The sequence below is a fragment of the Pseudonocardia sp. HH130630-07 genome (assembly GCF_001698125.1).
Taxonomy (GTDB): Bacteria; Actinomycetota; Actinomycetes; order Mycobacteriales; family Pseudonocardiaceae; genus Pseudonocardia.
In genome coordinates this window covers 5,782,056-5,806,558 of record NZ_CP013854.1, presented here as the reverse complement: position 1 = coordinate 5,806,558, position 24,503 = coordinate 5,782,056, and the positions used below count along the sequence as shown (strand labels likewise).

General features: G+C 75.0%; 19 protein-coding genes. 8 read left to right on the top strand and 11 right to left on the bottom strand.

Annotation, left to right across the window (positions count from 1 at the left end):
- Nucleotides 1-103 precede the first annotated feature (103 nt).
- Genes hutU through AFB00_RS27350 form a run of 5 tightly spaced genes read left to right on the top strand, consistent with a single transcriptional unit; the run spans nucleotide 104 to nucleotide 7,020 of the window.
- On the top strand, nucleotides 104-1,771 hold the full coding sequence (gene hutU, locus AFB00_RS27370; RefSeq protein WP_068799573.1) for a urocanate hydratase: 1,668 nt from the start codon (nucleotides 104-106) through the stop codon (nucleotides 1,769-1,771).
- A complete protein-coding gene (locus tag AFB00_RS27365; RefSeq protein ID WP_068799572.1) occupies nucleotides 1,768-2,985 on the top strand; it encodes an allantoate amidohydrolase in 1,218 nt (405 codons plus the stop codon). Before hutU ends, AFB00_RS27365 begins: the two co-directional genes overlap by 4 nt.
- A complete protein-coding gene (locus AFB00_RS27360) occupies nucleotides 2,982-4,352 on the top strand; it encodes a formimidoylglutamate deiminase (RefSeq protein ID WP_068799571.1) in 1,371 nt (456 codons plus the stop codon). Before AFB00_RS27365 ends, AFB00_RS27360 begins: the two co-directional genes overlap by 4 nt.
- Nucleotides 4,349-5,566 carry an imidazolonepropionase gene (gene hutI, locus AFB00_RS27355; RefSeq protein ID WP_068799570.1) on the top strand — a complete coding sequence of 406 codons (1,218 nt, stop codon included), beginning with the start codon at nucleotides 4,349-4,351 and terminating at the stop codon, nucleotides 5,564-5,566. The genes AFB00_RS27360 and hutI overlap by 4 nt, the downstream gene beginning before the upstream one ends.
- Nucleotides 5,563-7,020, top strand: coding sequence for an aromatic amino acid ammonia-lyase (locus AFB00_RS27350; RefSeq protein WP_068799569.1), 1,458 nt, complete (start codon nucleotides 5,563-5,565; stop codon nucleotides 7,018-7,020). The genes hutI and AFB00_RS27350 overlap by 4 nt, the downstream gene beginning before the upstream one ends.
- Before the next feature lie 7 nt (nucleotides 7,021-7,027).
- Here the strand turns inward: AFB00_RS27350 and AFB00_RS27345 are convergent, their stop codons facing one another.
- Nucleotides 7,028-8,485 (bottom strand): aldehyde dehydrogenase family protein, encoded by a 1,458-nt coding sequence (locus tag AFB00_RS27345; protein WP_068799568.1) that lies wholly within the window; start codon nucleotides 8,483-8,485, stop codon nucleotides 7,028-7,030.
- A complete protein-coding gene (locus AFB00_RS27340) occupies nucleotides 8,482-10,026 on the bottom strand; it encodes a GMC family oxidoreductase (protein WP_197519677.1) in 1,545 nt (514 codons plus the stop codon). Before AFB00_RS27340 ends, AFB00_RS27345 begins: the two co-directional genes overlap by 4 nt.
- A gap of 350 nt (nucleotides 10,027-10,376) precedes the next feature.
- On the opposite strand from AFB00_RS27340, the gene AFB00_RS27335 reads away from it, so the two are divergent.
- Nucleotides 10,377-11,885, top strand: a complete 1,509-nt coding sequence (locus tag AFB00_RS27335) for an argininosuccinate lyase (RefSeq protein WP_197519676.1) — start codon at nucleotides 10,377-10,379, stop codon at nucleotides 11,883-11,885.
- 129 nt (nucleotides 11,886-12,014) lie between these two features.
- Here the strand turns inward: AFB00_RS27335 and AFB00_RS27330 are convergent, their stop codons facing one another.
- From AFB00_RS27330 to AFB00_RS27295, 9 genes are all read right to left on the bottom strand, one after another.
- Nucleotides 12,015-12,734: a CPBP family intramembrane glutamic endopeptidase gene (locus AFB00_RS27330; protein ID WP_068799566.1), complete on the bottom strand. Its 720-nt coding sequence runs from the start codon at nucleotides 12,732-12,734 to the stop codon at nucleotides 12,015-12,017.
- Nucleotides 12,735-13,038: 304 nt separating this feature from the next.
- Complete coding sequence (locus AFB00_RS27325; protein WP_068796054.1) at nucleotides 13,039-13,869, bottom strand: HARBI1 family protein; 831 nt, start codon at nucleotides 13,867-13,869, stop codon at nucleotides 13,039-13,041.
- A 181-nt stretch (nucleotides 13,870-14,050) separates the two neighbouring features.
- Nucleotides 14,051-15,040 (bottom strand): LacI family DNA-binding transcriptional regulator, encoded by a 990-nt coding sequence (locus AFB00_RS27320; RefSeq protein WP_068799565.1) that lies wholly within the window; start codon nucleotides 15,038-15,040, stop codon nucleotides 14,051-14,053.
- Nucleotides 15,041-15,079: 39 nt separating this feature from the next.
- Nucleotides 15,080-16,216, bottom strand: coding sequence for an MFS transporter (locus AFB00_RS27315; RefSeq protein WP_197519675.1), 1,137 nt, complete (start codon nucleotides 16,214-16,216; stop codon nucleotides 15,080-15,082).
- Complete coding sequence (locus AFB00_RS32435) at nucleotides 16,156-18,180, bottom strand: gamma-glutamyltransferase (RefSeq protein WP_197519674.1); 2,025 nt, start codon at nucleotides 18,178-18,180, stop codon at nucleotides 16,156-16,158. The genes AFB00_RS27315 and AFB00_RS32435 overlap by 61 nt, the downstream gene beginning before the upstream one ends.
- A 102-nt stretch (nucleotides 18,181-18,282) precedes the next feature.
- On the bottom strand, nucleotides 18,283-19,386 hold the full coding sequence (locus AFB00_RS27310; protein WP_068799564.1) for an LLM class flavin-dependent oxidoreductase: 1,104 nt from the start codon (nucleotides 19,384-19,386) through the stop codon (nucleotides 18,283-18,285).
- Entirely contained in the window at nucleotides 19,383-20,468 is a 1,086-nt protein-coding gene (locus tag AFB00_RS27305; protein ID WP_068799563.1) for an ABC transporter substrate-binding protein, read from the bottom strand. Before AFB00_RS27305 ends, AFB00_RS27310 begins: the two co-directional genes overlap by 4 nt.
- Nucleotides 20,458-21,174 (bottom strand): ABC transporter ATP-binding protein, encoded by a 717-nt coding sequence (locus tag AFB00_RS27300; RefSeq protein WP_068800728.1) that lies wholly within the window; start codon nucleotides 21,172-21,174, stop codon nucleotides 20,458-20,460. The genes AFB00_RS27305 and AFB00_RS27300 overlap by 11 nt, the downstream gene beginning before the upstream one ends.
- Entirely contained in the window at nucleotides 21,171-22,016 is an 846-nt protein-coding gene (locus AFB00_RS27295; protein ID WP_068799562.1) for an ABC transporter permease, read from the bottom strand. The genes AFB00_RS27300 and AFB00_RS27295 overlap by 4 nt, the downstream gene beginning before the upstream one ends.
- Nucleotides 22,017-22,655: 639 nt before the next feature.
- Between AFB00_RS27295 and AFB00_RS27290 the strand changes: the two genes are divergently transcribed.
- Nucleotides 22,656-23,450 carry an IclR family transcriptional regulator gene (locus tag AFB00_RS27290; protein ID WP_068799561.1) on the top strand — a complete coding sequence of 265 codons (795 nt, stop codon included), beginning with the start codon at nucleotides 22,656-22,658 and terminating at the stop codon, nucleotides 23,448-23,450.
- Between the two features lie 143 nt (nucleotides 23,451-23,593).
- Nucleotides 23,594-24,460, top strand: a complete 867-nt coding sequence (locus AFB00_RS27285; protein WP_068800727.1) for an ABC transporter substrate-binding protein — start codon at nucleotides 23,594-23,596, stop codon at nucleotides 24,458-24,460.
- The last annotated feature ends 43 nt before the right edge of the window (nucleotides 24,461-24,503 follow it).

Genomic DNA, 24,503 nt, shown 5'->3' with positions numbered 1-24,503 from the left:
ACCCTAGCGCTGGTCTCGGATCCGAGACGACTCCGGGCGTCGGCCGCTGGTGTGGCCGTCGTCGGGCGGCTGCACTGGGGTGCCCCGACGTCAGGAGCACCCCATGACCGCCGTCCCGACCCGTGCCGCCGTCCGCGCCCCGCGCGGCACGGAGCTCAGCTGCCGCGGCTGGCAGCAGGAGGCGGCGCTGCGGATGCTCATGAACAACCTCGACCCGGACGTCGCCGAGCACCCGGAGGACCTCGTCGTCTACGGCGGGACCGGCCGCGCCGCCCGGAGCTGGCCGGCCTTCGACGCGATCGTCGACTGCCTGCGCCGGCTCGGCGACGACGAGACCCTGCTCGTGCAGTCCGGCAAGCCGGTCGGGGTGCTGCGCACCCACGAGTGGGCGCCGCGGGTCCTCATCGCGAACTCCAACCTGGTCGCCGACTGGGCCGACTGGTCGGAGTTCCGGCGGCTGGAGGACGCCGGGCTCACGATGTACGGGCAGATGACCGCCGGCTCGTGGATCTACATCGGCACCCAGGGGATCCTGCAGGGCACCTACGAGACCTTCGCCGCGGTCGCCCGCACGCGGTTCGGCGGCAGCCTCGCCGGGACGATCACGCTGACCGCCGGGCTCGGCGGGATGGGCGGGGCCCAGCCACTGGCCGTCACGATGAACGACGGCGTCGCGATCTGCGTCGACTGCGACCCGACCCGGGTGGACCGGCGCATCGCGCACCGCTACCTCGACGTCCGCGCCGACGACCTCGACGACGCCGTGGCCCGGGCCGTCGCGGCCCGCGACGAGCGGCGGCCGCTGTCGATCGGGGTGGTGGGCAACGCCGCCGAGATCGTCCCGGAGCTGCTGCGCCGCGGCGCCCCGATCGACGTGGTCACCGACCAGACCTCGGCCCACGATCCGCTGTCCTACCTGCCGGTCGGCGTCGACGTCGCCGGGATGCGGGCCGCGGCCGCCGCCGACCCGGCCGGGTTCACCGAGCGGGCCAGGGCGTCGATGGCGGCGCACGTCGAGGCGATGGTCGGGTTCGCCGACCGCGGCGCCGAGGTGTTCGACTACGGCAACTCGATCCGCGACGAGGCCCGCCGCGCCGGGTACGGGCGGGCGTTCGCGTTCCCGGGTTTCGTGCCCGCCTACATCCGGCCGCAGTTCGAGCAGGGCCGGGGCCCGTTCCGCTGGGTGGCGCTGTCCGGCGACCCGGCCGACATCGCCGCGACCGACCGCGCGATCCTCGACCTGTTCCCCGGCGACGAGAGCCTGCACCGCTGGATCTCCCTGGCCGGGGAGCGGGTGGCGTTCGAGGGACTGCCGGCCCGGATCTGCTGGCTCGGCTACGGCGAGCGGCACCGCGCCGGGCTGCGCTTCAACGAGATGGTCGCCTCCGGGGAGCTGAGCGCGCCGATCGTGATCGGCCGCGACCACCTGGACTCCGGCTCGGTCGCCTCGCCGTACCGCGAGACCGAGGCGATGCTCGACGGCTCCGACGCGATCGCCGACTGGCCGCTGCTCAACGCGCTGGTCAGCACCGCGTCCGGGGCGTCGTGGGTGTCGCTGCACCACGGCGGCGGGGTCGGCATCGGGCGCTCCCAGCACGCCGGCCAGGTGTGCGTCGCCGACGGGACCGCGCTCGCCGCGGCGAAGCTGGAACGGGTGCTGACCAACGACCCGGCGACCGGCGTCCTGCGGCACGCCGACGCCGGCTACCCGGGCGCCGTCGCGGTCGCCCGTGAGCGCGGCGTGCGGATCCCGATGGACGGTGGCCGGTGAGCACGTTCGACGGGCTGTGGGCGGAGATCGCGGGCGTCGGCCGGGACCCGGGCAGCGGCGGCTACCGGCGTCCGGTCTGGGGCGCGGCCGAGCGGACGCTGCGCGAGTGGTTCCTGGGCTGCGCCGCCGGGCGCGGGATGGACACCGAGACCGACCGCAACGGCAACCTGTGGGCCTGGTGGCTGCCGCCCGGCCGGACCGGCGACCCGTCCGACGCGCTGGTCACCGGCTCGCACCTGGACTCGGTACCCGACGGCGGCGCGTTCGACGGCCCGCTCGGCGTCGTCTCCGCGTTCGCCGCGGTGGACGCGCTGCGCGCCGAGGGGCACGTCCCGCGGCGGCCGATCGGGATCGTCGCGTTCGCCGACGAGGAGGGCGCCCGGTTCGGGGTGGCCTGCGCCGGGTCGCAGCTGTCCACCGGGGCGCTCGCCCCGGAACGGGCGCTGGGCCTGCGCGACGCCGAGGGCCACAGCCTGGCCGAGGTGCTCACCGCGGCCGGGCGGGACCCGTCGGCGGTGGGCCGCGACCCCCGGCTCACCGAGCGGGTCGGCCTGTTCGTGGAGCTGCACGTCGAGCAGGGGCGCGCCCTGGACCGGCTCGGCGAGCCGGTCGCCGTCGCGTCCTCGATCTGGCCGCACGGCCGCTGGCGGCTCGACTTCACCGGGGAGGCCAACCACGCCGGCGCGACGCTGCTGGCCGACCGGCACGATCCGATGCTGCCCTACGCCGCCACGGTCGTCGCCGCCCGCGAACGCGCCGGGCAGCACGGCGGGGTCGCGACCTTCGGGAAGCTGGGCGTCACCCCGAACGGCGCGAACGCGATCGCCTCGGCGATCAGCGCGGTGCTCGACGCGCGGGCCCCGTCCACGGAGGTCCTCGAGGCGATGACCGCGGAGGTGTTCGCCGACGCCGCCCGGCACGCCGCGACCGAGGGGACGACGGTGGCCGTCCGCACCGAGTCGGTGTCCCCGGTCGTCACCTTCCCCGACGGGCCCCGGGACCGGATCCGCCGGGTGCTGGGCGCGGTCCCGGTGCTGCCCACCGCGGCCGGGCACGACGCCGGGGTGCTCTCGGCGGTGCTGCCCACCGCGATGCTGTTCGTGCGCAACCCGACCGGGGTCTCGCACTCGCCGGCGGAGTGGGCCGAGCACGACGACTGCCTCGCCGGGGTCGCCGCGCTCACCGCCGTCCTGCGGGACGGGACGTCGGCGTGACCGCGCGCTGGTGGTGCGAGCACGCCCGGCTGGCCGACGGGGTGCACCGCGACGTGCTGGTGACGGTCGTGGACGGCCGGTTCGCCGCGGTCGAGCCCGGCACGCCGCGCCCGGCCGGGGTGGCGGTGCTGCCCGGCCTGGTGCTGCCCGGACTGGCGAACGTCCACTCGCACGCCTTCCACCGGCTGCTGCGCGCCCGCACCCAGCGCGGCCGCGGGTCGTTCTGGACCTGGCGCGACCTCATGTACCGGGTGGCGGACCGGCTCGACCCGGACGGCTACCGGGAGGTCGCGACCGCCGTCTTCGCCGAGATGGCGCTGGCCGGGGTGACCGGCGTCGGCGAGTTCCACTACCTGCACCACGGGCCCGGTGGCAGCCGCTACGCCGACCCGAACGAGATGGGATCGGCACTGGTCGACGCGGCGCGGGCGGCGGGCGTCCGGCTGACCCTGCTCGACACCTGCTACCTCGCGGCCGATCTCGGCGGGCGGCCGCTCGCCGGGGCGCAGCTGCGGTTCGGCGACGGTTCCGGCGCGGCGTGGGCCGAGCGGGCGACGGAGCTGCACGCCCGGTGGGAGGGCGCCGGGGACGTCGTCGTCGGGGCGGCCGTGCACTCGGTGCGGGCGGTGCCGCCGGAGCACGTGCCGGAGATCGTCGGGTGGGCGGCCGCGCACCGGGCGCCGCTGCACGTGCACGTGGCCGAGCAGGTCGCGGAGGTGCAGCGCTGCCGGGAGGTGCACGGCCGCACCCCGGTCGGTCTGCTGCACCGGCTCGGGGCGCTCGGCCCCCGCACGACGGCCGTGCACGCCACCCACCTCACCGACCGCGACGTCGCGGACCTGCGCTCCACCGGGACCGGCGTCTGCTTCTGCCCGACCACCGAACGCGACCTCGGCGACGGCATCGGCCCGGCCCCCGCCCTGCTGGCCGCGCCGCGCGGGCCGTTCGGTCTCGGCTCGGACAGCCACGCCGTGATCGACCTGTTCGACGAGGCGCGGGCGGTGGAGCTGGACGAACGGCTCCGGAGCCGGGAGCGGGGCGTGCTCGACGCGGCGACCCTGCTCGACTGCGCCACCGTCGAGGGGCACCGGGCGCTCGGGCGCCCGGACGCGGGCACGATCGCGGTGGGTGCGCGGGCCGATCTCGTCGCGGTCGACCTGGGATCGGTCCGTACCGCGGGCTGCGGCGCGAGCGCGGAGACCGCCGTGTTCGCGGCGTCCGCGGCGGACGTCACCGACGTGGTCGTCGACGGCCGGGTGGTCGTGGCCGACCGGCGGCACCGGACGGTGCCCGACGCGGGGCGGCGGCTGGCCGCCGTCACCGCGACGGTGCTCGACCGGGCCACGACGAGGGGAGTGCCGGTATGAGCGTGCTGTACACCGGGATCGGCGAGCTGGTCACCAACGATCCCGGGACCGGTGACGGGTCGGTGCTGGGCGTCGTGGGCGACGCCGCGGTCGTCGTCGAGGGCGACCGCATCGCCTGGACCGGGCCGGCCGGGCGGGCCCCGGCGGCCGACGAACGCGTCGACTGCGACGGGGACGCGGTCCTGCCCGGCTTCGTCGACAGCCACGCGCACCTGGTGTTCGCCGGGGAGCGGGCCGGGGAGTTCGCGGCCAGGGCGAGCGGGCGGCCCTACACCGCGGGCGGGATCCGCACCACGGTCGGCGCGACCCGGGCCGCCACCGACGCCGGGCTCGACGCCGGGGTGGGCGCGCTGGCCGCGGAGATGCTGGCCGCGGGGATCACCACGTTCGAGACCAAGGGCGGCTACGGCCTGACCGTCGACGACGAGCGGCGCGCGCTGCGGATCGCCGCCCGGCACACCCCCGAGACGACGTTCCTCGGCGCGCACGTGGTGCCCGAGGAGTACCGGGACCGGCGCGACGACTACGTCGACCTGGTCCGCGGCCCGATGCTGGACGCCTGCGCCCCGCACGCCCGGTGGGTGGACGTGTTCTGCGAGCGCGGCGCGTTCGACCCCGACGAGTCCCGCGCCGTCCTGGAGGCCGGCCGGGCCCGCGGGCTCGGGATCCGTATGCACGCCGGGCAGCTCGGCCCCGGCGACGGCGTCCGCCTCGCCGTCGAGCTGGGGGCCGCGGCGGTCGACCACTGCACGTTCCTGTCCGACGCCGACGTCGACGCCCTCGCCGGCTCCGGCACGGTGGCGACCCTGCTGCCGGGCGTCGAGTTCAGCACCCGCACCCCCTGGGCGGACGGCCGGCGGCTGCTCGACGCCGGGGCCCGGATCGCGCTCGCCACCGACTGCAACCCGGGCAGCTCGTTCACCAGCAACCCCGGCTTCTGCGTCGCGCTCGCGGTGCGGCACATGGGATTGAGCCCGGCCGAGGCGGTGCACGCCGTCACCGCCGGAGGCGCCGCGGCGTTGCGCCGCGACGACGTCGGGGCACTCGTCCCGGGGCGGCGGGCCGACCTGGTCCGGCTGGCCGCGCCGACGCACGTGCACCTGGCCTACCGTCCGGGGGTCCCGCTGGTGCGGGAGGTCGTCGCGGCCGGGGTCCGGTACCGGGTCGGGCGGCACGCCGAGCGCCTGACGACGGGGGAGGGAGCACGGGCATGAGTGGGGTCGTCGTCGACGGGGAGTCGCTGAGCTGCCGCGACGTGGTCGAGGTCGCCCCGGGCGGGGTGCCGGTGACCCTGTCCGGGCCGGCCCTGGCGGCCGCGACCGAGGTGCACCGCACCGCCCTCGCGGCGAGTGCGGTCCGCCCGGTGTACGGCCGGACCACCGGCGTGGGTGCCAACCGCGACGCCGTCGTCGGGACGGGGGACGCCGAGACCCACGACCTGCGGCTGCTGCTCAGCCACGCCGCCGGGGTGGGCGATCCGCTGGACGCCACGGTCGCCCGCGCGTCGATGCTGGTCCGGCTGAACCAGCTCGCCGCCGCCGGCAGCGGCATCCACCCCCGGTTCCTGCGGGCCCTGGAGACGGCGCTGCGCAACGGCGCCGTCCCGCGGGTGCACGACGCCGGGTCCATCGGCACCGGCGACCTGTCGGTGCTGGCCGAGATCGGGCTGACGCTGACCGGGCACCTGCCGTGGGCCCGGGGGACGGCCGCCCCGATCCCGCTGGAACCGGGGGACGCGCTGGCGTTCATGTCGTCGAACGCGGTCACGCTGGCCCGCGCGGTGCTGGTCCACGACGAGCTGACCCGGCTGCTCGACGCCGCGCACGTGGTCGCGGCACTGTCCTACTGCGCGCTCGGCGGCGCGTCGGAGGCGTTCGCCGAGCAGGTGCACGCCCGCCGTCCGCACCCCGGCACCGTCGACTCGGCGGCCCGGATGCGGCGCCTGCTGTGGCACGAGGGCGATCTCAGCCCCGGCCGCCGGATCCAGGACCCGTTCGGCCTGCGCGCGTTCTGCCAGGTCCACGGCCCGGCCCTGGACGGGGCCGAGCACCTGCGTTCGGTGCTGGAGATCGAGATCAACGCGGCGGCGGAGAACCCGCTGATCGACGCCGGGTCCGGTGCGGTCTTCCACCACGGACAGTTCTCCACCGCCTACCCGGCGCTGGCGCTGGACAACCTGCGGGCGGCGGTGCACCACGTCGCCGAGCTGTCCGCGGCCCGGCTGGGCGACCTGGTCGAGCCGGAGTTCACCGGGCTGGCGGCGTTCCTGGCGAGCGGCCCGCCGGGCAGCTCCGGGGTGATGATCCTGGAGTACGTCGCGCACGACTCGCTCGGCAGGCTCCGGCACTCGGCCGGACCGGTGACCCTCGGGACGTCGGTCATCTCCCGCGGGGTCGAGGACCACGCCAGCTTCACCCCGCACGCCGCCCGCAGCGCCGTCGCCGCGGCGGCCGGCTACCGGACGGTGCTGGCCTGCGAGCTGGTCGCCGCGGTCCGGGCGCTGCGGCTCGACGACACCCGTCCGCGCGGGTACCGGCTGGGCCGGGTGTTCGACGAGCTCACCGCGGCGCTGCCGGACACCCGGACCGACCACCAGCTGGGCGCGGAGATCGCGGGCGCCGCGGAACTGCTCGACGGCCTGGGCCGCTGGGGCCGCGACGCCCGCTGACGCCGGTTCAGCCCACCGAGCGGTACCCGGTGAGGAACTCCGCGCCCTGCCCCGCCCCCATCCGGCCACTGCCGCTGACGCCCCACAGGCTCCCCACCCGGGTCACGTCGGCCGGACCGGCCAGCACCGAGTTGACCGTCACGGTCCCGGCGCGCAGCCGCCGCCCGATCACCCGGGCCGCGTCGCGGTCGGCGGAGAAGACATAGCCGGACAGCCCGTACGGGTGGTCGTTGGCCACGGCGACGGCCTCGTCGGTGTCGCGGTAGGTCCGCAGGAGCAGGACGGGGCCGAAGACCTCGTCGGTCAGGTCCGGCGCGGCGTCGGCCAGCACGACGGCGGGTGCGGCGAAGTGGCCGCCGGAGTCCGGGACCGTGCCGTGCCGGTGGACCTCGCACCCCCGCGCGGCGAACTCCGCCAGCTGCTCCTCGATCCGGCGGCGGTGCGGCTCGTGGGCGAGCGGCCCCAGGCCGGTCGCCGGGTCGGTGCTGGGCCCGATCGCGACGGCGTCGAGCGCCTCCGCGAGCGCGGTGCGGTAGTCCGCCGCGCGGTCCGCGGGGACGACCAGGCGCCGCGGACCGGCGCACCACTGCCCGTTGAGCATCAGCATGCCCGGCACCAGCTGCTCGACGACGGTGCGCGGGTCGGCGTCGGGCAGAGCGAGCACCGGGTTGTTGCCGGACAGCTCCAGGTCGGCCGGCTTGAGGTCGCGGGCGCACGCCTGCGCGACGGCCCGCCCGCCCTCGACGCCGCCGACGTAGACCACCGCGGCGACCCGCGGGTCCGCGACCAGCGCGGCGCCCACCTCCCGGTCGCCGTGCACGATCTGCACGACGCCGTCGGGCAGCGCCGCGGCGACCGCCTCGGCGAACGGGCCGGAGAAGTGCGGTGCCCACTCCGACGGCTTGATCAGCACCGGGGCTCCGGCGACCAGCGCCTCGGCGGTCTTCGTGATCGCGGTGACGGACGGTGCGTTCCACGGCAGGAACACCGCGGCCGGGCCCCACGGGAGCTGCCACTGGTCCACCGTGCCGACCGCGGACGCCTGCTCGACGTGCCCGAAGCCGTTCTCGATCCGGGCCGCGGCCCCCTCCATGCCCCCGGCGACGGCGGAGACGAGCAGCGTCGTCAGCCCCTGCGGCGCGCCGCTGTCGAGGCTGTCGGCGCGGCCGAGCGCGTCGGCCCGGGCGGTCAGCTCGGCGGCGAGCACGCGCACCGCGGCGGCCCGCTCCGCGGCGGGCAGCGCCGACCAGGTGCCGTCCTCGTGCACCGCCCGTGCGGTCGCGAGTGCCCGCTCGACGCTGTCCGGGGTGCTGGCCCGCTGCGGACCCAGCGCCGCCCCGGTGTCCGGGTCGGTGAGCACGGTCGCCAGCTCGCGGCCGGGTACCCCGGCGGTCCCGGCGACCAGCTCCCGGACGGTGCCGGTGTGGGCGGTGGGCTGGTCGGTGGTCTGCACGGTGCCGGTCACGAGGTGCTCCCGAGTCGGATGTCGCGGGCGATCTTCTCGCCGACGAGGATGGCGGTCAGGTTGGTGTTGGCCCGGGGCACCCAGGGCAGGACGGCGGCATCGGCCACCCGCAGCCCCTCGACGCCGAGCACCCGGCCCTGCGGGTCGACGACGACCTCCGGGTCGTCCGGGGAGCCCATCCGGCAGGAGCCGGACGCGTGCACGGTGTCGATGACGTTGGCCAGGGCGAAGCGGGCGAACTCGTCGTCGGTCATCGGGGTCTCGGGGGAGACCAGCTCGGTGCCGAGCGCGGTGAAGGCGGCGATCTCCTTCAGCTCCGGCTGCGCGGCGATCCGGCGCAGCTCGTCCACCACGGCCCGGAACCGCAGCATGTCCTCCGGTGCGGAGAGCATGTCGAAGTCGACCGCCGGGTCGAGTGCCGGATCGGTGCCGGCGATGCGGACCCGGCCGGTCGAGGTGACCCGGTTGACCCAGCCGATGACGCCGCCCGCCGGGACGCCGATGCCCAGCGCACCCGGGGTGGCCAGCATCCCGTCGTTGCGCTCGTCGCCGACGCCGGTGTCGAACCGGACGCAGAGCTGGCCGCGCTCGGGCCGACCGCGGTAGTCGGCCGGTTCGTTCAGGCCCAGCACCAGCGTGATGCCGGGATGGTCCTGCAGCCCGTGGCCGACCGGGAGGTCGGCGACCGGGTCGATGCCGAGGGCGCGCAGCTCGTCGGCCGGTCCGATCCCGGAGCGTTGCAGGATCGCGGGGGAGTGGATCGCCCCGCCGGAGAGCACGATCTCGGCGGCCCGGAACTCGACGGCCGTGCCGTCGACCAGTGCCCGCACGCCGACGGCCCGGCCACCGGAGAACAGGACGCGGTCGACGAGGACGCCGCCGCGCACCTCCAGGTTGGGGCGCTCGCGGGCGGGCTCGAGGTAGGCGTCGTTGGTGGAGACGCGTTCGGTGCCGAAGCTGTTGTAGGCGTACGGCGACACCCCGGTGGACCCCGGCGCGTTGTGGTCGGGCGCCCACGGGTGGCCCAGGCGCTCGGTGATCCGGTCGACCGCCGACTCGATCGTCGCGAAGTCCTCGCGGCGGGGCCGCACGATCGGGGTCGGCCCGCTCGCCCCGTGGTACGGCTCGCCGGGGAAGTCCTGGTCGTTCTCCAGCGCGTTGAGCAGCGGCGCGACGTCGTCGAGGCCCCAGCCGGTGGCGCCCTGCGCGGCCCAGCCGTCGAAGTCCTCCCGGGTGGCGCGGATGGCGAACAGTCCGTTGATCGCCGAGCTGCCGCCCGCCCCGCGGCCACGGACGTAGGGCAACGGCTGCTGCGCCGACGACCGCGTCGCCACCAGGTCCGGGAAGGTGTGCGTCGCGGCCAGCTCCAGGGCGAGCTTGATCTTGCCGGGCTCGACGCTGCGCAGGTCGGCGGTGGTGTCCGCGGAGCGGTAGTCCGGTCCGGCCTCCAGCAGCAGCACGCGCCGGTCGGCGTCCTCGCTGAGCCGGGCCGCGACGGCGGCCCCGGCCGACCCCGCACCGACGACGATCGTGTCGTACATGTTCTCTCCTTCACCCACCTGGCGCATCGGATCGGGCGTTCCCCGCGTTCCGGACCATTCGCCCGCCGCACCTCCAGCACACGGCATGCCCCCACGGCATGGTCAAACGATGCCGCGGTGACCGTGGTCACAGCCATCACCCGGTGGTGGCGCACCCCAAGTGCAGCCCAAGAATCCGGACGTCCGCTGGAACCGGTACCGGGCGGCCGGGAGTCTCGCACCAGCATCGCGACGCGAGGGGGCGAACCATGAGCGGTCCGACGACGACGTCCGGCCCACACACCGGATCCCGGGCCCGGCCCGGACGGCGACGGACGCGGGCTCTCGCCCTCCCCGTCACCCTGGCCCTGGTGCTGGTCTCGACCGGTACCGCCGCCACACCGGGCCCCGATTCCCGCGAGACCGTGCCCACCGGGGGTGCCGTCACCGCTCCGGGACCCGAACGTGACGAGTTCTTCTGGCTGTCGGAGATCAACAAGGCGACGACGGTCATCAACAGCCAGGAGGGACTGCTGGACCCGGCGAAGGCCCCGGGGATCGCCGCCGCGCTGCAGACGGTGATCGACGACGGCGCGGCGCCCGATGCCGAGCGGCCGTCGACCGTCGTCTCCTTCGAGCCCCTGCTCATCGAGGCCGGGGGACCGGACGTGACCCTGCTGCACGCGGGCCGCTCCAGCCAGGACATGCACGCGACCTACCGAGCGGCGATCCTGCGCGACGGGCTGCTGGAGCTCGCCGACCAGCTGAACACCACGTCCCGGACGATGGTGGACCTCGCGGCCGCGCACACGGGCACGATCGTGCCCAACTACACCAACGGCGTCGCCGCCCAGCCCAACAGCTACGCGCACTACCTGCTCGGGCACGCCGCCGGGTTCGAGCGCGACGCGCAGCGCATCCGTGAGGCCTACGCCAGGATCGACCGGTCCGCGATGGGGACGACGGTCCTCAACGGCACCGGCTGGCCGCTGAACCGGCAGCGGATGGCCGACTACCTCGGTTTCTCCGCCCTGGTCGACAACGCCTACGACGCCTCCCAGATCTCGTCGATGGACCAGCCCGTCGAGGTCGGGGCACTCGTCACGTCGATCGCCCTGCACAGCGGGAACCTCGTCGAGGACGTCATGACCCAGTACGCCCAGACCCGGCCGTGGATCCTGCTGGAGGAGGGGGAGGGCACCACGTTCGCCTCGTCGGCCATGCCGCAGAAGCGCAATCCGGGACTGCTCAACGACACCCGCAGCGCGGCGTCGCAGGCCGTGGCCCTGGCCCAGGGGCCGGTCCTGCAGACGCACAACGTCACCCCCGGCATGCCGGACGCCAAGGAGGTCGACAACAATGCCGAGGTCGTCGACGCGGGGGTCGCGACCCTGCGCGGACTCGACGACGTGCTGAAGGCACTCGTCGTCGACCCCGCGCGCGCCCTCGAGGAGATCAACAGCGACTGGACGACCTCCCAGGAGGTCGCCGACATCCTCATGCGGGACCACGGCCTCCCGTTCCGCGAGGGCCACCACGTCGCCTCGGAGATCGTCACCGTCGCGCGGGACCGGGGGATCGGTCCGCTGGAGTTCCCGTACGCCGAGGCCCAGCGCATCTACCGGGAGACCGTGGCCGGGTCGGAGTACCCGCCGGAGCTGCCGTTGACCGAGGAGCGGTTCCGCGCGGCACTCGACCCGGTCGCCATCGTCAACGGCCGGGCGACCCCCGGCGGGTCGCAGCCCGCCGAGCTGGAGCGCATGCTCGCCGAGGCGGGTACCCGGCTGACCGCGCAGGGCGAGTGGATCACGACGAGCCGGGACCGGATCGCCGCCGCCCTCGCGGGCCTGGACCAGGACTTCGCCGTCGTTCGCGGCTGAGCCCGCCGCCGGCCCGTCGGGCAGCACCCTTCCGGGCGGTCGCGACCGTACCGACGGCCACCGCCGCGAGCTCGCGCACCACCTGCCCCGAGCCGCCCCGGGCGGGTCCCGGGGCGCGGCGCTGCCGGATCAGATGACCCCGGCGAGCAGCAGTGCCGCGCCCTGGGCCAGCGCGTTGTTGACCACGTGGGTGAGGAAGCCCGGCCAGATCGAACCGCTGCGGCGGCGGAGCTCACCGGCGATCAGCCCGACGATCAGCGCGGTGAAGAAGACGATGTTGAACCCGTGCATCGCGGCGAAGACCACGGCACTGCCGACGACGCCGACCACGGCGCCGTAGCGCAGCAGCGCGCTCGTGACCACGCCGCGGAAGACCAGCTCCTCGCCGAGCGGGGTGAGGATCGCGAGGAACGCCAGGGACAGCGCCAGCGACCACGCCCCGCCGCTGCCGGCCTCGGTGTAGGTCTCCTGGATGTTCTCCGGCTGCAGCCCCAGCGCGAAGACGACGATCGACTGGATCCGGGTCAGGACGAAGGCGAGCAGGCCGCCGCCGATTCCGAGGAGCACCCACTTCAGCGTGGTCCCGCGGACGCCGAAAGCGGCCGGCATCCGTATCCGGAGTCCGAGTGCGGCCAGGAACCCCGCGATTCCGGCGATTCCGGACAGGGCGGCGAACGCCAGGCCATCGAGTACCGGGTCCAGCCCGAGCGGCCTCAGCAGCACCGGTCCGGTCCCGTAGGCGACGAGTGCGAGCACGGCCAGGCCGACCAGCAGCTCCGGCCACCCCGGTCGCAGGTCGTCGGTGATCGTGGCGGTGCTGCGGAGCCGGTCGTGGCGGGGGTGTGACATGGCGTCCTCGTGAGGTGCGGGGCCCGGTCGGTATCGGGCCCGGAGGGAGACCTGCAGATCCGGCGAGCTGATCGCCGTGCTGCCATCAGACACTGAGCCCTTTTCAACCTGCCGTTCCGGCAGCTCAGGGGCCTGGTTGTGTGGGTGCAGACGCCGAGCTGGCGAGCCGGTGACCTGTGCAGCTGTGGTCAGAGCAGTTGCGCTGCAACCTTCGCGATCTCCTGACGCAGAAGCTCGCTGGTCAGGTTGAAAAAGGCTCACTGTGCCGACGCGGCACAGTGAGGTGTTCTCAGTAGCGTGGTGATCATGTTGTGCGGTCGTATTCGGTGTGGAGTAACACGAGCGCGGCGGCGGTGATCGCGCCGGTGCGCCAGGGACAGAGGGTGACTCGCTGTAGCGTTGCGAAGGTGGTCTTGAGCAGGGCGTTTGCTCGTTCGGCGAGTGCTCGGGTGGCTGAGTGCAGGCTGTTGACGGTGCGCTGATCGACTGTTCGGCCGCCGGCGGGGATGGGTTTGATCGGCACGGTGAGTCGGTGGGCCTCACCTTCGTAGCCGAGATCGCCCAGCGCGGCGTGGTCATCATCGATCCAGTGATCGAGGTCTTCGAGCAGACCGGGGTGGGCTCGGGCACAGGTCACGTCGTGTTCGCGCCCGGGTCTTCCCGGGGATGTCCATAGCGGCCATCCATCCGGGGCGGACACGACCTGGACGTTCCCGCCGTGGCGGTGGTGTTTACCCGACCACCACAGGTCGACCCCCGCGGTGGGGCCGAGCGCGCGGCAGCGGTCGGTGGCGATCAGGGTGCCGTCCAGGTGAACGTGGGTGTGTCCGGCGAGGCGGGCGGCGAGCAGGGCACCGTGCAGCCCGGGTGCGGCGCTGGCGAGGACGTCGATGCCTTCGTGCAGGTAGCGATAGGTGGTCGCGGTACTGATCGCGTTGTCGCGGGCCAGGTGCCGGACCCGGGTGGCGTCGCAGAACCAGCGGATCACCAGCACTGCCTGGGCGAACGGGGTCAACGCCCGCCGCCGGGGGCGGGTACCGCGGCGACAGCGTTGAGCGGCCAGAAGCCGAGCCAGGTAGGCCACGGTGTGCTCCCCGATCGGGAGGACAGCGGTGTAGGTGACAGGATCGGACATGCGGGGCCTCGGAGAGTTCGTTGATCTTGGTCGACCAACTGCTCTACCGGGGCCCTGCCCCATGTCCTAGACATCTCCACTCCCTCGGCGTGTCGCAGCGGAACGACCACCACTACTGAGAACACCTCAGTCAATTCGGACAACCCATTCAGGTGTCGCCGGGAATCCGTTCCGGAATCGGTCACCGCCGACGCCGGGTGGACTCCCGCACGACGAGATCGAGCGGGAGCAGCGCCCGCTGCGGCGGGCCGCCGTCGCTGGACATCCGGGCCGAGAGCAGCTCGACGAGCCGGTTCGCCGCCGCGGTGATGTCGATCCGCAGGCCGGTCACCGGTGGCCGGGACCGCTCGGCGGGGGGCCCGTCGGTGGCGGTGGCGATCATCAGCCCACCGGGCACGTCGATCCCGAGCCGGTCCGCCGCGGCGACCGCCCCGGCGGCGAACACGCTGGAGGAGGTGACGATCGCGTCCGGGCGTTCCGGGCGGGCCAGCAACGCCTGTACCACCTCGACGGCCGACAGCTGGCCCTCGGCGTTGTCGGCGACCCGCAGCACCGGTGCCTGCCCACGGCGGGTCACCGCGGTCGAGTAGGTCCAGAGCAGCGCCCGCCGGTAGGCGTTGTCGGTCTGGCCGACCAGCACGGCGATCCGCTCGGCCCCGCCGTCGGCGAGGTGGTCGAGCAGCCCGGTGAGGGCGCCCCGGTAGTCGACGCCGGACCACCACCGGAACTCCTCGGCGCCGGGATCGGGGTCGAGCGAGACCGTGGGGACCCCGCGGCGGGTCAGCAGCTCCAGCGTCTCGTCCCGGACGCCGGGGTAGAGCACGACGCAGCCGTCGAGGCGGGGCACCTGCTCCAGCACCTCGGCCGCGGTCCGCGCGGTGAACACCGACCAGCCCCGGTCCAGGCACCCGATCGCGAGCGCACCGGCGAGGTTGGAGAACGTCGCGGTGCCGAACGCGAACCCGCTCACCGCCTCCGACGGCCGGATCACGATCCCGACGGCCGGTGCGCCGTGCCCGGGGCGGAACCCCAGCTCCGCCGCGGCCTGCAGGACGCGGCGCCGGGTCTGCTTCGCGACCGGCCGCCGTCCGGTGTAGACCTGCGACGCCGTCGACACCGACACCCCGGCCAGCCCGGCGACCTCGGACAGGGTGGGGCCGTCGGTGGCCATGTCCGTCTCCTCGTCGCCGGTGGGCGGTGCCCCTGGTCGTTATCCCTGGTCGATCCGCCGTGTGGAGCGGAACGCGGTCTCCTGCAGCCCGAGCGAACAGGCGACGAGGACGACCATCGCGAACGCACCGTAGACCGCCACCGCCGTCGGGTCGTGGTCGCCGAGGATGAGCAGCCCGGTGGCGACGAACGACGCCGTCCCGCCGCCCAGCGCCGCCCCGAACTGGTAGGACACCGACATCCCGCTGTAGCGCACCCGGGCCGGGAACTGCTCGCCGAGGAACGCCGGGATCGGCCCCTGGGTGATGCCGGTCAGCAGCCCGGTGACGGCGAACGCCAGCACGGCGAGGGTGACGTCGAGCGTCCCGACCATCGGGAAGTACACGAACAGGAACGCGATCGTGGCGAGGCCGCCGATCGTCATCGTCGGGCGGCGCCCGATCCGGTCCGACAGCAGCGCGAACGCCGGGGCCGAGCCGAACAGGACCGCGCTGTAGGCGAGCTGCCCGAGCAGCGACTCGGTCGCGCCGTAGCCGATCCCGGTGAGGTAGGACAGGAAGAACGTGAAGCCGATGTAGGCGATCGTGTTGTACCCGTAGCTGACGCCGAGCCCGAGCAGGACCGCCCGCGGCCGCCGGCGCACGGCCTCCACCAGCGGGACCTTCGGAGCGGTCGTCCCGTCGGCGGCGGCCGGGGCGGGCTCCTCCTCCGGCATGCTGAGCCGGGCCAGCAGGCCGATCACGACGAGCAGCCCGCCGAGCAGGAACGGGATCCGCCAGGCGAAGCCGCCCAGGTCGCCGTCGAACCCGATGCTGACCAGCGCGAAGACGCCGGTTCCCAGCAGCGTGCCGAGGCCGATCCCGGCGCTGGTGAAGCTGCCCCACAGGCCGCGCCGGTTCGCCGGGGCGTTCTCCATGCCGAACAGCGCCGCACCGCCCCACTCGCCGCCCGCTGCGAAGCCCTGGACCAGGCGCAGCAGCACCAGCAACGCCGGCGCGAGCAGGCCGATCTGGTCGTAGGTCGGGAGCAGGCCGACGCCGAGGGTCGCGACCCCCATCGTGATCAGGGTGAGGATCAGCATCTTCCGGCGGCCGATCCGGTCCCCGAAGTGCCCGATCACCACACCCCCGAGCGGGCGGGCGAAGAAGCCGGTGCCGAACGCCGCGAACGCGTACATGGTGCCGACGAGCGGATCCGAGGAGGGAAGAAGACCTCGTTGAACACGAGTCCGGCGGCGAGCCCGTAGATGAGGAAGTCGTAGTACTCGAGCGCGGTCCCCAGGCCCGAGACGAGGAACGCCTTGGTGCCCGAGACGCGTGCGACGGCCTGCTGCGGCCCGCCGGTGCTGGTGTGCATGGATCGTATCCGTCCGTCGTCAGTCGTTGTGGTGGAGGGTGGAGATCGCCGACACCGGCCGGCCGGACGCGTCGTGGCCCGCGACGTTCGGCCGTGCGAAATCCATCGCGAACGGCTCGTTCGAGGCCGCGACGAGGACCGGGTCGAACGCGGCGAGATCGGCCCCGAGCCGCCCGAGCGCCTCGTCGACCACGAGTTCCCGCCCGCTGCCCTCGATCCGCGGCGCGGCCAGCGCGTCCTCGACCGGCAGCCGCCCGTCGACGAGCCCGAGCACCAGCTGGGCCACCGCCGAGACGATCCGGCGCCACCCGACGCGCCGAGCGCGGCCGTAGCCCGGCCGTCGCGGCTGAGCAGGACCGGGCCCATGTTGGTCAGCGCCCGAGCGCCGGGGGCGATGCTGTTCGCCGCACCCGGCGCGGCGTTGAACCAGGCCATCGCCGAGTCGAACAGCAGCCCGGTGCGGGGGCAGAGGATGCCGCTGCCGAAGTGGTTCGCCGCGGTGTGGGTGACGGCGACGGAGTTGCCCGCGCCGTCCACGACCGAGACGTGTGTGGTCCCGCTGCCCGGCGTGCTCCCGCCCTCCGGCCGCCAGACCGGGGTGTCGCCCCGCCCGGGGTCGTGCGGCCACGGGTCGTGCGCGGCGCGGGCGGCGAACGTGACCCAGGGGAGACCGTCCCGCCAGCCGGGGACGTCGAGGTCGTCCCGGACGAGGCCGGCGATCCCCCGCGCGTGCGGTGCCGAGAGCAGCCCGTCGAGCGGGACGGGGACGACCTGCGGGTCGCCGTGCCAGTGGTAGCGGTCGGCGAAGGCGTGCCGCAGCACCAGCGCCAGCTCGCGCAGCCGTGCCGGGTCGCTCGTCGGCACCGTGCGGTCCGGGTGCAGCGCCTGCCAGGTCGCGAGGATCTGCAGCTCGGTCCAGCCGCCGCCCGGGGCGGCCGGGACCGCCACGTCGGTGTCGCGGTAGCGCAGGGTCAGCGCCGGCCGGACGGCCGGCCCGGCCGCCCGCAGGTCGGCGGGGGAGAGCAGCCCGCCGCGCTCACCGGCGGTCTCCAGCAGCCGGCGCGCGATCTCGCCGTCGGTCAGCGCGGACGGCCCCAGTGCGGCGGCCCGCTCCAGCGTGTCGCCGAGCGCCGGCTGGACGACCCGCGGCCGGGAGCCGAACGTCGCGCCGTACACACCGGCCGATCCGGCGCCGACCGGGGGCCCGGAGTCGTCGAGGAAGGTGCGCCGGGCCTGCTCGTCGGCCCGGAGCCGGCCGATGTCGGCCAGCGCGTTGGTGACGAACCAGGTGTCGGCGGGGAACCCGTCGTGGGCGGCGCGCACGGCCGGGGCACACACGGTCTCCCGGTCCAGGACGCCGAACCGCTCCTGGGCGGTGAGCAACCCGAGCAGCGTCCGGGGCACCCCGGAGGCCAGCGGGCCGTCGAGGTTGGCGTCGTCCACCACCGGGGCCAGCCCCAGGATCGGCGAGCTCGCCGCGCCGGCGTCGAGGTCGAACATCGTGCCGGTCGCGTGCAGCGGGGCGGTCGGCCCGAACTCCACCGACCACGTGTCCCCGGCCGCGGTGTGGTGCAGCAGGAACCCGGAACCGGCCAGCGTCGTCTCGGTCGGTTCGACGACCCCGGCGACGAGCGCGGCGGCGACGGCGGCGTCGACCGCGTTGCCGCCCCGTTCCAGCATGGCGGTCCCGGCGGCGCAGCTCGACTCGTGCGGCGCGACGACGGTGCCGTCCGGGTCCCCGCTGCGGACCGACACCGAGTGCCGGACGGGATGGTGCGAACGCATCGGCCGTGCTCCTTCCGTGCCGCCCCCGGTGCGGGGCGGACGGCGTGAAGCTAGGTACGCCGCCGGTGCGGCGGCCACGGTCTTTGCGGGTTTTGTGCGCGGCTACGGCGCCGGCGCGAGCAGGCCGCGGCGCCGCAGCTCCGGCAGCACCCCCTCGCCGAACCGGTACGTCTCCTCCAGGTGCGGGTAGCCGGACAGCACGAACTCGTCGATCCCGAGCTCGTGGTACTCGGCGATCCGGTCGGCGACCTCGGTGTGCGAGCCGACCAGCGCCGTGCCCGCGCCGCCCCGGACCAGCCCGATCCCGGCCCACAGGTTCGGTGCGATCGTGAGGTCGTCGGAGGAGCCGCCGTGCAGCGCGACCATCCGCTGCTGACCGACCGACTGGCTGGAGCGCAGGGTCGCCTGGGCCCTGGCGATCTCGTCCGGGTCGAGCGCGTCGAGCAGTCCCTGGGCCTGCGCCCAGGCCTCCTCGGCGGTGTCCCGGGTGATCACGTGCAGCCGGATCCCGAACCGGGGGCTGCGGCCGAGGTCGTCGGCGAGCTTGCGGACCCGGCCGATCTTCTCGGCGACGGCGGCGGGCGGCTCGCCCCAGGTCAGGTAGACGTCGCAGTGCCGGGCGGCGACCGGGAGCGCGGCGTCGGACGAGCCGCCGAAGTAGACCGGTGGCACCGGGTCCGGCGGGGCGAGGGTGCTGGCTCCGACGACGTCGTAGTGCCGGCCGGTGAAGTCGAACGGTTCGGCGCCCCACGCGCCGCGCAGCACCGAGAGGAACTCGTCGGTGCGGGCGTAGCGCTCGTCGTGGTCGGCGTGGTCGCCGAACCGCTGCTGCTCGACGGCGTCGCCACCGGTGACGATGTTCAGCATCAGCCGCCCGCCGGAGAGCCGCTGGAACGTCGACGCCTGCTGGGCGGCCAGGGTCGGGGACAGCACGCCCGGCCGGAACGCCACCAGGAAACGCAGCGTGCGGGTCTCGCGCAGCAGGGCCGCCGTCGTCAGCCAGGCGTCCTCGCAGAACGTCCCGGTGGGGGTGAGGACGCCGTGGAAACCCTGTGCCTCGGCGGCCCTGGCCACCAGGGCGAGATAGTCGATGTCCGCCTCGCGGGTCGCGGACCCGGCCTCGCCGCGGTCGGCGTGCCGGCGGGCGACGATGGTGCGCCCGTCGCCGGAGGTGGGCAGGAACCAGTGCGGGACGATGCCGGTCATCGGTGTTCTCCTCGGCTCTCGGTGGGGGTGCCGGGTATCCCGGCGCGGGCGGCCCGCAGCGTGGACTCCTCGAACCTGCGGTCCACGAACGCGCCGAAGTCGGCCCGGCCGGGGATGACCCCGGCGTCGGTGAACGCGTCGGCGAGCGCCTGCTGGGACGCGACGACGGTGTCGTCGAGCGGGACCGGCAGGTCCGGACCGCGGTCCACGGCCCGCCGGGTCACCGCCTGCGGCAACGACGTCTCCTCGCTCCACACCCTGGCCCGCTGCTCGCGGTGGGTGTCGGAGTAGGTCTGGGCCGCGGCGACCCGGGCCAGGTAGTCGGCGACGGCGGCGCTGCGGGCCGGGTCGGCGAGCGCGGCGTTCGAGGCGACCTGGAAGCCGTAGCCGTTCGCGGTGCCGGTGCCGTCGGCGAGGACGCGGGCGTCGTCGTCCAGCTCGGCCTGCGCGGTGTAGGGGTCCCAGACCGCCCAGGCGTCGACGTCGCCCTGGCGGAACGCGCCGTAGGCGTCGGCGGGGGCGAGGAAGGTGAGGTCGAGGTCGTCGAGGGTCAGTCCGGCGGCGCCCAGCGTGGCGAGCAGCTGGCCGTGCGCCGAGGTCCCCTTGCCGACGGCGACCCGGGCGCCGCGCAGGTCCCCGACCGAACGCAGCGGTGAGTCACCGCGCACCAGGATGGCGTCGCTGGTGACGTTGCCGCGGTTCGCCGAGACGATCTGCACCCGGGCCCGGGCGGCGGTGGCGAAGACGGCCGGGGTGTTGCCGGTGCCGCCGACGTCGATCGCACCCGCGCTGGCCGCCTCGATCAGCGGCGGCCCGGCGGTGAAGGTGCGGAACTCGATCCGGTAGGGCAGGTCCTCCAGCAGCCCCGCGGCACGCAGCAGCGACTGCGAGCCGCCCTTCTGGTCGCCGACCACGAGCGTCACCCCGGCGAGCGCGCCGCCGTCGACCGGCGGTTGCACCGGCGGCCGGGACACCGGGACGCCCGAGCACCCGGCGAGTACGAGCACGCCCGCCAGCGCGGCGACGGTGGTCCGCAGCCGCGCGCCGGCCGTGGCGGCCGCGGACCTCGGGTCACGCCGCATCGTCGACCGCCACCCCGAGCTCGTCGAGCACCGTGCGGCGCAGCGCCGAGAGCCGGTCCGGGTCACGGGGCCGGTCGCCGGGCCGGTGCTCGGTGCCGATCCGGCCGCCGGACAGCACGAGGACCCGGTCGGCGAGGAGCAGGGCCTCGTCGACGTCGTGGGTCACCAGGAGCACGCCGGGCCGGTGCCGGCGCCACAGGTCCAGCACCAGCCGGTGCATGGTGATCCGGGTCAGCGCGTCGAGGGCGCCGAACGGCTCGTCGAGCAGCAGCAGGTCCGGCTCGCGGACCAGCGCCCTGGCCAGCGAGGCGCGCTGGGCCTCACCACCGGACAGGGTCAGCGGCCAGGCCCCGGCCCGGTCGGTCAGGCCGACCTCGGCGAGCGCACGGTCGGCGACCGCATCGGTGCTCTCGCCGCCCAGGTCGCGGTGCAGGCCGATGGCGACGTTCGCGCGCACCGAGCGCCACGGCAGCAACCGCGGCTCCTGGAACGCCACCGCCACCGAGCCGGGGACCTCCACCGTGCCGGCCACACCCTCGTCCCGGGGGTCGTCGAGCCCGGCGAGCAGTCGCAGCAGGGTGGACTTGCCGGAGCCGGACCGGCCGAGCAGGGCGACGAACTCGCCGTCGCCGATGGTGAGGTCGAGCCGGTCGAGGACCCGCCGGTCGGCGAACTCGCGGACCAGGCCGCGGACCCGGGCGCTCATCGGTCGGCCCCCGCGGGCCCGGCCGGGCGCCACGCCAGCACGGTCCGTTCCAGGCGGCGGACCAGCGCGTCGGTCCCGAGCCCGAGCAGGGCGTAGACCGCGAGCCCCACGACGATGACGTCGGTCCGCAGGAACTCCCGGGCGTTCATGATCATGTAACCGAGCCCGGCGTCGGCGGCCGTGGTCTCGGCGACGATGATCGACAGCCAGGCGATGCCGAGCGCGAGCCGCAGTCCGGTCAGGGTGGACGGCGTCGCCGCCGGGAGCACCACGTGCCGGAGCCGCTCCGCGCGGGTGAACCCCGACACCGAGGCGGCCTCCAGGAGCTTCGGGTCCACACCGCGGACCCCGGCGTGCACGTTGAGGTACATCGGGAACAGCACCCCCAGCGTCACGAGCAGGACCTTCGGCAGCTCGCCGACGCCGAACCAGAGGATGAACAGCGGCACCAGGCCCAGGTGCGGCAGCGTGCGCAGCATCTGCACCGGCGGGTCCACCAGGTATCCGCCCCAGCGGGACAGCCCGGACAGCAGGCCGAGCCCGACACCGGAGGCGACGCCGAGCACCAGCCCGACCGCGACCCGGCCGAGCGAGACGAGCAGTCCCTCGGGCAGCTCCCCGCTCACCGTGACGTCGACGGCGGCGGTCACCACCCGCACCGGCGAGGCCAGCTCGTCCTCCGCGAGCAGACCGGTGGACGAGGCGAGCTGCCACAGCAGGACGATCGCGACGGGTGAGAGGGCCCGTCGCAGGTCGGGCCGCCGTCGGGGGCGGCGGGCCGGGGCCGGGACCGCGGTGCGGCCGCGGTCCCCGGCGGTGGGGGCGAGGGTGGTCGATGACACGGGTGTCTCCCTGGACGGGGGGCGAGAGGGTTTCGCGCGCGTGCTGCCGGGCCCGGCTGCACGCGGCGCGGGTCACCGGTGGGGCGGGCGTGCGCCGTGACCCGGACCGGCGGAGTCGCGCACGGTGACCGGGCCGACCGGCGGAGCGAACGGCGCGGTGTGCGTGCGACGTCGACGGGGCCCTGGCCGGGCACGTGCGGAACCCGGGGCGGGCGCGGTGCCCACGGTCCCCGGGCCGGGCGTCGTACCGGAGTCGCTCCGGACGGACGCGGTGCCGACGGTGTGGCGGGTCAGTGACAGGTGCAGCCGTCGAGCCGGCACAGGTCGACGTGCCTGCGCCGGGTGAGCAGCTGGCCAGGTCCGGTCTCCGGCCCGGGCGACGTCTCGCGCTCGGTCACTCCTGCAGGTGACCACGGCCGTCCCCGGCGGGACAACCGGGCGTCCGCACCACGGGATCCCCGGGCCGGATGTCCGTACAGACCGGCCCCGCGCACGCCCGGCACCCACCCCCCGGTCGTACTCATGGAGCTTCGGCCTCGTGTCGCCGGGCCGAAGCTCCATGAGTGCAACCGGCGGGGGAGCGGGGCGCCCGCCGGACTACGGTGACCCGGTGGCGAGAACCCTGTCCCGGGCCCTGCGATGACGGGGCGCGCACGCGACGGTGCCGCCGCCCCGCGCGGTACGGAGATCCAGTCGGTCGCCCGCGCGGCGACGGTGCTCGGCCTCGTCGTGGACAGCGGCGGCGGCCTCACCACCACGGAGATCGCCAAGATCACCGGGATGACGGTGTCGACCGTGCACCGGCTCGCACACACCCTGGTGTCCGGCAACCTGCTGTGCCGCGACGCCACCTCCGACCGGTTCCTGCCCGGCCCGCTGCTGCTGCGCCTGGCCCGCAGGTCGCTCGGTGCCTCCGGCGTGCCGGAGGCCGCCGACGTGCTCAAGGACCTGGCCGACCGCACCGGTGAGACGGCGAGCATCGGGCTGCGCCGCGGAGACGACGTGCTGGTCGTGCTGTCGGTGCCCTCGACCCGTCCGCTGCGCTACACCGGCCGGCCGGGGGAGCGGACGCCGCTGCTGGCGACCGCGATCGGCATGGCGATCGTCGCGTTCGGACCGGACCCGCTCGACGAGGCCGCCGCGGTGCTCACCCGGTCCGGCCGCGGCGGCCCCGACGCCTGGCCGGCCGAGAGCGACCTGCTCACCACCCAGTTCCGCGGCTACGCCGTGCTCGACGACCCGCACGACGAGGCGCTGCGCGCGGTGGCCGCTCCGGTCGTCGCGACGGGTGACGTCGTCCGGATGGCGGTGGAGATCCAGGGGCCGGTGAGCAGGCTGCCCGAGGACGCCCTCGACGAGGTCGGTGCGCTGGTGCGGTCCGCGGCCGACGCGCTGGAGGGGCTGCCGGTGTCGATGGCCTTCGGGGAGTTCTGACCAGCCCGGACAACTCGGCCGGTCTGGACACGTGTCCGTACATTGCACAGTGTGGAAATGTGTCCCGCATCCCGCAAAGCCGCTGTTGACGGGCCTGTCGGCTGCTCCTTACGGTGACGTCACCGATCCGGGAGGAGGCGGACATGACAGCGGAGCGTGACGAGATCGTGGTGGCGCCCAACCACGTCGTCTTCGACCTGCCCGAGCTGGTCGCGGTGTCCGAGGGGCTGTTCGCCGAGGCCGGTCTGTCGGTCCGTTTCGAGGACCCGGGCGACCGGTCCGCCGACACCCGGCGCAACCCCGCGGTGCGGCACAAGGAGTCGCAGTTCACCGCCTCCCGCGCCGACGTCTACAACGTGTGCGAGTGGGGCGGCATCGACCGGCTGGAGCGTGACGCGCGCGGCGGCCGGATCGGGCACCTGCGGGCTGCCGTCGTCGCCCAGGCGCTGGTCAGCCTGGATCCCGGGCTCAACGAGCCGCACGACGTCGCCGGGGTCCCGGTCTCGATCAACGAGTACACCGGCTCGCACTACACCGCACTGCACCTGCTGGAGGGGACGGTGCCCCGGCAGCGGATCGACCTGGTGCACGGCGGCCGGCCGGTCGACCGGCTCGACGCGCTGCTCGACGGCACCTCCCGGGCGACCATGCTGATGGAGCCCTTCCTCAGCGCGGCGCTGGCCCGCGGCGCCCACGTGCTGGGCAGCTACGCCTACCGCGGCTCGCAGGTCGTCGCGCCGCACCTGACCGCGGAGCAGCAGGCGGCCTACCGCGCAGCGGTGAACCGGGCCGTGGACCTGATCAACGCCGACCGCGACCGCTGGGCGCCGCTGATCGCCGCCGAGGCCGGTGACCGGCTGGACCCGGCCGACCTGCGCCGTGACCACCACCGCTACACCCACATCGTCCCGTTCACCGAACGGCGTTTCGCCGAGACCTACGCCTGGATGCGGTCCTGGCGGCTCACCGACGGCCGGTCCGGCTACGAGATGTTGCAGGCCCTGCGGTGACCGGCGCGCGAGCGCGGCTGCTCACCAGCCGTCGGCACATCGA

Excerpts from the sequence above, each read along its gene's own strand:
- hutU (WP_068799573.1), top strand. The coding sequence starts at position 104 with ATGACCGCCGTCCCGACCCGTGCCGCCGTCCGCGCCCCGCGCGGCACG.
- hutI (WP_068799570.1), top strand. The coding sequence starts at position 4,349 with ATGAGCGTGCTGTACACCGGGATCGGCGAGCTGGTCACCAACGATCCC.
- AFB00_RS27350 (WP_068799569.1), top strand. The coding sequence starts at position 5,563 with ATGAGTGGGGTCGTCGTCGACGGGGAGTCGCTGAGCTGCCGCGACGTG.
- AFB00_RS27340 (WP_197519677.1), bottom strand. The coding sequence starts at position 10,026 with ATGTACGACACGATCGTCGTCGGTGCGGGGTCGGCCGGGGCCGCCGTC.
- AFB00_RS27330 (WP_068799566.1), bottom strand. The coding sequence starts at position 12,734 with ATGTCACACCCCCGCCACGACCGGCTCCGCAGCACCGCCACGATCACC.
- AFB00_RS27325 (WP_068796054.1), bottom strand. The coding sequence starts at position 13,869 with ATGTCCGATCCTGTCACCTACACCGCTGTCCTCCCGATCGGGGAGCAC.
- AFB00_RS27320 (WP_068799565.1), bottom strand. The coding sequence starts at position 15,040 with ATGGCCACCGACGGCCCCACCCTGTCCGAGGTCGCCGGGCTGGCCGGG.
- AFB00_RS27315 (WP_197519675.1), bottom strand. The coding sequence starts at position 16,216 with ATGTACGCGTTCGCGGCGTTCGGCACCGGCTTCTTCGCCCGCCCGCTC.
- AFB00_RS32435 (WP_197519674.1), bottom strand. The coding sequence starts at position 18,180 with ATGCGTTCGCACCATCCCGTCCGGCACTCGGTGTCGGTCCGCAGCGGG.
- AFB00_RS27310 (WP_068799564.1), bottom strand. The coding sequence starts at position 19,386 with ATGACCGGCATCGTCCCGCACTGGTTCCTGCCCACCTCCGGCGACGGG.
- AFB00_RS27305 (WP_068799563.1), bottom strand. The coding sequence starts at position 20,468 with ATGCGGCGTGACCCGAGGTCCGCGGCCGCCACGGCCGGCGCGCGGCTG.
- AFB00_RS27300 (WP_068800728.1), bottom strand. The coding sequence starts at position 21,174 with ATGAGCGCCCGGGTCCGCGGCCTGGTCCGCGAGTTCGCCGACCGGCGG.
- AFB00_RS27290 (WP_068799561.1), top strand. The coding sequence starts at position 22,656 with ATGACGGGGCGCGCACGCGACGGTGCCGCCGCCCCGCGCGGTACGGAG.
- AFB00_RS27285 (WP_068800727.1), top strand. The coding sequence starts at position 23,594 with ATGACAGCGGAGCGTGACGAGATCGTGGTGGCGCCCAACCACGTCGTC.